This is a genomic window from Stenotrophomonas sp. YJH_SMC_122 (assembly GCF_059369535.1).
In genome coordinates this window covers 1-7,044 of sequence record NZ_JCAFST010000026.1, presented here as the reverse complement: position 1 = coordinate 7,044, position 7,044 = coordinate 1, and the positions used below count along the sequence as shown (strand labels likewise).

At 66.9% G+C, this 7,044-nt stretch carries 6 protein-coding genes; all 6 read right to left on the bottom strand.

Annotated elements, in window-relative coordinates; genetic code table 11:
* Positions 1 to 1,468, bottom strand: a 1,468-nt coding sequence (locus tag AC5P66_RS19865) for a cache domain-containing protein (RefSeq protein ID WP_495216569.1), incomplete at its 3' end; no start/stop codon positions are given.
* 537 nt (positions 1,469 to 2,005) lie between these two features.
* Complete coding sequence (locus AC5P66_RS19860) at positions 2,006 to 4,381, bottom strand: methyl-accepting chemotaxis protein (RefSeq protein WP_099496147.1); 2,376 nt, start codon at positions 4,379 to 4,381, stop codon at positions 2,006 to 2,008.
* Positions 4,382 to 4,482: 101 nt separating this feature from the next.
* Complete coding sequence (locus tag AC5P66_RS19855) at positions 4,483 to 4,866, bottom strand: hypothetical protein (RefSeq protein ID WP_014647020.1); 384 nt, start codon at positions 4,864 to 4,866, stop codon at positions 4,483 to 4,485.
* 135 nt (positions 4,867 to 5,001) lie between these two features.
* Complete coding sequence (locus tag AC5P66_RS19850) at positions 5,002 to 5,493, bottom strand: chemotaxis protein CheW (protein ID WP_014647021.1); 492 nt, start codon at positions 5,491 to 5,493, stop codon at positions 5,002 to 5,004.
* Positions 5,494 to 5,698: 205 nt separating this feature from the next.
* On the bottom strand, positions 5,699 to 6,472 hold the full coding sequence (locus tag AC5P66_RS19845) for a flagellar brake protein (RefSeq protein ID WP_099496148.1): 774 nt from the start codon (positions 6,470 to 6,472) through the stop codon (positions 5,699 to 5,701).
* A gap of 160 nt (positions 6,473 to 6,632) precedes the next feature.
* A partial coding sequence (locus AC5P66_RS19840) for a methyl-accepting chemotaxis protein (RefSeq protein WP_495216568.1) occupies positions 6,633 to 7,044 on the bottom strand: 412 nt, incomplete at its 5' end.

Here is a 7,044-nt window from a genome sequence, read left to right as displayed (position 1 = left end):
TTTCTTCCAGGTTGGCGGCCTGCTGCTCGGTCCGGCGCGACAGGTCGCTGTTGCCCGAGGCGATCTCGCCGGCGGCCAGGGTGATGCTGGAAGCGCTGGCCTGGATCTGGCCGACGATCTGGGTCAGCTGCGCGACCGTGGCGTTGGCATCGTCGCGCATGCGGGCGAACACACCCTGATAGTCGCCGTGCATGCGCGCGGTCAGGTCGCCCTCGGCGATGGCCGACAGCAGCTGCGACAGCTTGCCGAGGTTGTCATCGCTGACCGCCATCATCGCGTTGAGGTTTTCCAGCATCAGGCGGAAATCGTGGTCGAAGCGCTGCGCATCGCCTCGGCGGCTGAAGTCGCCGGCAGCAGCGGCGCTGGCCAACTGCTTGATCTCGGCGTTGATGCGGCCGAGGTTGGCCTTGACGGTGTCGACGGTGGTGGTCATCGCCGCCTTCTCGCCCGGGTAGCGGGCGATGTCGCGGCTCAGGTCACCGACCGCGTACTGCTGCACCACGTCCAGCACATCGTGCAGGGTCTGCACGTGGCTACCAACCAGGGCGTTGGTTTCCTGCACCATCAGCCCGTATTCGCCCGGGAAGGCGCTGGCGTCGATGCGGTAGCTGAGTTCGCCACCGTCGTGGCGGCGGGCCATTTCGCGCTGGCCGGTGATGACCGCATGCAACTGCTGCTGCATGCCGGCCATGGCCTCCAGCAGGCGACCGGTTTCATCGTGCGGCTGCGGTCCGATGTGGCTGTCGAGCTTGCCGGCGGCGATGCCTTCGGCGACGGCCGTGGCCTGCTTCAGCGGTACCGCGATACGGTTGCCGATGACCCAGCTCAGGGCCAGCACGATCAGCACCAGCACGCCACCGGAGACGGTCATGATGGCAGTGAACACCAGCGCCTGCTTCTGCACGTCGTCCATGTAGACGCCACTGCTGACCACCCAGTTCCACGGCGCGAACAGGCCGGCGTACGCGACCTTCTCGACCTCGCCCTTGCTGCCCGGCTTGGCCCAGCGGTAGTTGACGAAGCCGCCGCCGGCGCGAGCCGCTTCGACCTGGTCGTAGTAGATCCGTACGCCGTCGTCGGTGTGGAAGTCCTTCATGTCCTTGCCGACCAGGTCCTTGCGGAACGGGTGCATCAGCAGGCGGTAGCCGGTGTCGTAAATGTTGAAGTAGTAGGTATCGTTCCCGGCGCGCATGACCTCCAGCGCCTGCAGCGCGGCGCGCTTGGCGGCCTCTTCGCTGAGCTCGCCGGTACCGGCCAGGCGGTGGTAGTGCTGGAGGATGCCGTAGCTCAGTTCGACCTGGGTCTTCAGCGCAGCCTTGCGGGTCTCGGTCAGGTCAAGGTACTGCATGCGGGCGGCGATCACCGACAGCGCGATCACGCCGAGCGCGATGAGCAGCGTCAGCAGGTTGAGCTTGCGCCGGACGGAAAGATTGCGGAAGTAGTGTTGCCAGCGATGCAGGAGATTCATCGAGCAGGACCAGGTCGAAGCGGGCGGGCGGCGCCGAGCCGGCCAGCGGCGGGATGCGCCGTGACAACCCCGTTATCGGCCGCGGGGGCGGGGGATTGAGGTGCGGTGTCGGAACGTATTCAGGTTTTTCCTGCAGCGGCGGCTGCGGCGCTGCCTGCGGCAGGCTTTTGAAGCAGCGGCAACAGCAACAGCAACAGCAACAGCAACAGCAACAGCGGTTGGTCGGCGCTGGATTGTCAGTAAGTAGCTGGGCCGGGGTGGGCAGGCAGGACACGCCGTAAACCCGTCCTTGGGGGCTCGATGGCGCCTTGCTCGTGTGCGCAGGACAGCGCACACGAGCAAGCCGCGGCCAAGCCCCCAGGGACGGGTTCACGGCGCCCCCTGCGCAACCCACCCTCCCGGCCTGCCCTCAGCAGCCCAGCACTTCGACCGACCACCCCGAGGGGCTTCGCCGTTGGCTGGATAATCAGATACCCCCTAAACAAAAACGCCCCAGCACAGGGCCAGGGCGTGTTCGTGGATCAGGTCAGGCAGGCATCAGAATTCCTGCCAGTCCCCGTCGGCCAGTTCGGTTGCCATTGGGCGACCACCCGCCGTGCGGCGGGCCGGCGGGGCAGCCGGGGTCGGGGCAGCCGGTGCAGCGGCGCGCGGCGCCGAAGCGGTGACGCGCGGGGCGGCCACGACTTCGGCTTCGTCCACCACGAAGATCGACACAGCCTCGCTGAGGTGGCCGGCCTGTTCTTCCATCGCGCGGGCGGCGGCGGTGGCTTCCTCCACCAGCGCGGCATTCTGCTGGGTGGTTTCGTCCATCTGCACCACGGTCTGGTTGACCTGCTCGATGCCCGCGCTCTGTTCCTGCGAGGCGGCGGAAATCTCGGCCATGATGTCGGTCACGCGCTGCACCGAGGCGACGATCTCGCCCATGGTCGCGCCGGCCTTGTGCACCAGCGCCGAGCCATCGTTGACCTTGCCGACCGAGTCGTCGATCAGGCCCTTGATCTCCTTGGCGGCAGCCGCCGAGCGCTGGGCGAGAGTGCGCACTTCGCTGGCAACCACGGCGAAGCCGCGGCCCTGTTCACCGGCACGCGCGGCTTCCACGGCGGCATTCAGCGCAAGGATGTTGGTCTGGAACGCAATGCCGTCGATGACGCTGATGATCTCGGCGATCTTCTTCGACGAGGCTTCGATGGCGGACATGGTGGTGACCACCTGGCCGACGACCTCGCCGCCCTGCGAGGCGACGCCATGCGCGCCAATGGCGAGCTGGTTGGCCTGGCGGGCATGCTCGGCGTTCTGGCGCACGGTGGAGGTCAGTTCCTCCATCGAGGCCGCGGTTTCTTCCAGGTTGGCGGCCTGCTGCTCGGTCCGGCGCGACAGGTCGCTGTTGCCGGAGGCGATCTCGCCAGCGGCCGAACTGATCGCGCGGCTGGACTGCTTGATGCGGGTGACGATCTCGCTCAGCTGCGCGGCGGTGGCGTTGGCATCGTCACGCATGCGGGCGAACACGCCCTGGTAGTCGCCGTGCATGCGCACGGTCAGGTCACCCTGCGACAGTGCCGCAAGCAGGCCGGAGACCTGTTCGATGCTGCCGGCGTTGGCGTCCAGCAGGCCGTTGATCTGCTGCGCCAGCTGCAGGAAGAAGCCTTCCTTGTCGGTGGCGTCAATGCGGCCGGACAGGTCGCCGGCGGCGGCCTGGGCGATCACGCGGGCCACTTCCGCTTCAACCTGCGCTTCCTGGGTACGGTCGCGCCATTCCACCACGTAGCCGACGGTGTCGCCGCCTTCATTGCGGATGGTCGACACCACCTGGGCGAACTGGGCATCGCCGTACTGCATCGGGCGACGCGCGACACCGTGTGCCTTCAGGTTGTTCAGCAGGGTCTGGTCCATCTCGCCACGGTGCTCGAGCACGGTGACCGGCTTGCCGATCAGCGAGGCCTGGGCATCGAAGTCCGGCAGGTCGCGGCGCAGTTCGTCCTGGTACTGGCTCAGGGTCTGCTGCAGGGCGCGGTTGCTGTAGACGATGGTGTTGCTGGTGTCGGTCAGGTACACGCCGGTCGAGCTGTAGTCCAGCGCGGTACGGATGCGCAGGTTCTCGCGGGCGATCGCCTGGTCGGTCTCGATGCGCTCGCGCAGGTCGCGCTGCATGCGCTGCATGGCTTGCATCAGTTCGCCCACTTCATCCTGGCGGCTGACGTCGATGTGGCCATCGAGCTTGCCGCCGGCCACGTCGTTGGCGACCGAGACGGCGCCACGCACGCTGCCGACCAGGGCGCGGGCAAACAGCCACACCAGCACCAGGCCGAGCGCGGCGCCACCCAGCAGGGCGATCACGGTCAGCACGGCCGAGGCGGAATAGGTGGAAGCGGCCTCGTCGCGCGAGGCGCGGGCGAGGCGGTTGTCTTCGGCGATCAGCGCCTCCAGCGCGGAGGCAGCCTTGCGGTGCTTGGTGCGGGTTTCGCCGACGAAGGTATCGATGGCGTCGTCCGGCAGGTCCAGTTCCAGCATCTCGGTGACGCTGTCATAGGATGCCAGGGCGTCCTTCCATTCCTTGGCGAAGGCGTCGAACAGCTTCTTCTGCTGCGGGTTGTCGACCAGCTTCGGATACTCCTTGATCGACTTGTCCATGCTGGCGCGCAGGTCGACACCCTGCTTGCGCGCGTCGGACTTGACGTCATCGCTGGCGCGGATCAGCTGCTGGTAGGCGGCATTGCGGTACTCACCCAGCATGCCGCGCATCTCGCCGGCCATGCGGATGCTCTCCATGCGCGAACCGGCCAGCTCGGTGGTGACGTTGTTCAGCGAATGCAGGCCGCGATAGGCGACGATGCCCTGCAGCAGCATCACCAGCAGGAGGACGCCGAAAGTCAGCAGCAGTTTCGGCATCAGTTTCAGGTTGTTGATCCACGGCATGGGCGTTGCGAGCTCCTAAGGCAGACGCGCCCGGGCATCGGGCCCGGTTGCAGCAGAAACCACGCCAGGACCAGGCCCGGCGTGGTCCGACGAACGGCGGATTACTTGATGTTGGCCAGCTTCAGCCCGGCCGGCGAGCTGACTTCGATTTCTGCTCGCGAGGCGTCGCGCTGGATCTTGCCGATCACGCAGACGGTCTTGCCTTCCAGGGTTTCCAGCGGGAAGGAGAACTTGCCGCGGTTCTCGCCGGCGATACGCGCCGAGAAGGTGTGGCGCGGGAAGGCGCCGCCCATGTACAGGAAGGTCGGCTGGCCTTCGGAGCCTTCTGCGTAACGGGCCTTTTCGACCTTGCCACAGACCATGCCGTCCTTGCCGACCGAACGCGGCGCCATTTCCGGCGGGATCATGTCGGCCGACTGGGCGAAAGCGGAGGCGGCGGTGGTGGCCAGGACAGCGGCCGAGACGAACGCAAACAGGGACTTCATCGAGGGTATCTCCGGGGATGGTAACGATCGGGCCGGTCCTGCGCGCTCCTGCGCGACCGGCTTCTGTCCCCCTATCGGCACCGCCGAAGGGAACTGAAGGGTGTTGTGACTGGAACGTGAAGCAGTTCCGTTTGCTCAGGCAGCGACGTCTTCGGCAAGGTTGGCCTGGCCCATGTCGGCGCTGTCGAGCAGGGTCTCGATGTCCAGCAGGATCAGCATGCGATCGTCGTGGGTACCGATGCCGGAGATGAAGCGGGTATCGACGGCGGCGCCGAATTCCGGGGTCGGGCGGATCTGCTCGGCCGACAGCGGGATCACGTCGGAGACGCTGTCGACGACGATGCCGACCACGCGGTCTTCCACGTTCAGCACGATCATCACGGTGAAGGCATCGTAGCGGGCGTTGTCCAGGCGCAGCTTCAGGCGCAGGTCGATCACCGGGACGATGGTGCCGCGCAGGTTGATCACGCCCTTGATGTAGTCCGGGGCGTCCGGCACGCGGGTGACGGCGTCGTAGCCGCGGATTTCCTGCACCTTGAGGATGTCCACGCCGTAGTGCTCGTCACCAAGGGTGAAGCTGAGGAATTCGCCACCGGCGCTGGCGGCGGAGCTGGTCTTGTCGTTCATCGAGGGGTCCTGGTTCTGCCGGAAGTCCCGGTGTCAGGCTCGATATCGGCCCCGCCGGGGGGGACTTTAGGTGCCGGGGGAAGGGCATCCACGCATGGCGTGGATCTACCGGAGATCGGTAGTGCCGGCCGCTGGCCGGCAATGGCCGTACCCGCATTGTCGCGAAGTTGCCGGCCAGCGGCCGGCACTTCCTGTTGGCCTGGCCTTAGAGCTCGCCGTTGCGGCGGGCCTTGCGCTGGCGGTCGATGCGGAAGATGTAGCGCTGGATGGCGCTGTCGGCGCCGCGTGGCAGGCATTCAAAGCGCATTCCCACGCGCTTGACCTCGATGCCGTTGGGCTGACGCTGCGGCAGCAGGTTGCAGACCACCAGTTCGATATCCAGGTCGGGGCCGTCCGGCAGCGACAGCTGCGCCGGATAGCGCTTCTGCAGACCAAACACCGCGCAGTCATTGGGCACCACCACGGCCAGGCCGCCACCGCTGATGTCCACCACCCGCATCGACAGCGCTTCGGCCCGCGCTTCGCCGGGTGGCAGCAGCAGCTGCGGTGAATCAGTGACTGGCGTCTCCAGCCGATACAGTTCGCGGCGCTGCAGGTGCACCAGTTCTTCCGGAAGCGGGGCGCGGAAGGCCACGTGGCCGTCGTTGTCCACGCGCTGCAGTTCGTGCAGGCGGAAGCGCACCAGCACCCGTTCGAGCTGGGCGAAGCACAGCAGGTGATCGGCCTGCTCGGCGGCGCGGTTGGAAGCTTCCTGCAGGCTGCCATCGAGCAGCAGGGTGTCCTCGTCCTCGTCGAGGTCGAGCAGCGCAGTGGGGAACGAACGGTCGCGGCCGTCGATGTGCGCGTTGATCAATGATCGCTGGTCGATCAGCGAGCGCAGCAGCTGCCGCAGCTGGCGCGGGTTGCGGACCAGGAAGCGCTCGTCAGCGGCGTCGGCCGCGTGGACATCATGCACTGCAGTGTCGTTGCCGTCGGACATGGAATCTACGGTCAGGGGCGGGCGCCAGCACGCGTTGGTGCGAGGCTCGATGGGGATATCGGCCTCTGCACCGGATTATGAAGTGGGATTTGCATCACTTTCGGCGCGTGAGGACCCAGATCCCTTTCCCGAGGGAAAAGGATCTGACCCCGTGGTTCTGTCAGAACTCCTGCCAGTCGCCGTCCGCAGCCAGTGCCGGCTGGGCTGTCCCGGTGCGCAGCGCACGTGCCGGGACCGCTTTTGCCGCCGGTGCGGCGGCTGCGACCTGGCGCGGTACCGGTGCTGCCAGCGGGCGTGCCGGAATGGCCGTCGTGCCGTGCGATGCCAGCCGGAAGCGGGCCACTGCTTCACCCAGCTGCACGGCCTGGTCCTCCATCGCACGTGCGGCGGCGGTAGCTTCCTCCACCAGTGCGGCGTTCTGCTGGGTGGTTTCGTCCATCTGCACCACGGTCTGGTTGACCTGCTCGATGCCCGCGCTCTGTTCCTGCGAAGCAGCGGAAATCTCGGCCATGATGTCGGTGACGCGCTGCACCGAGGCGACGATCTCGCCCATGGTGCTGCCGGCCTGGTGG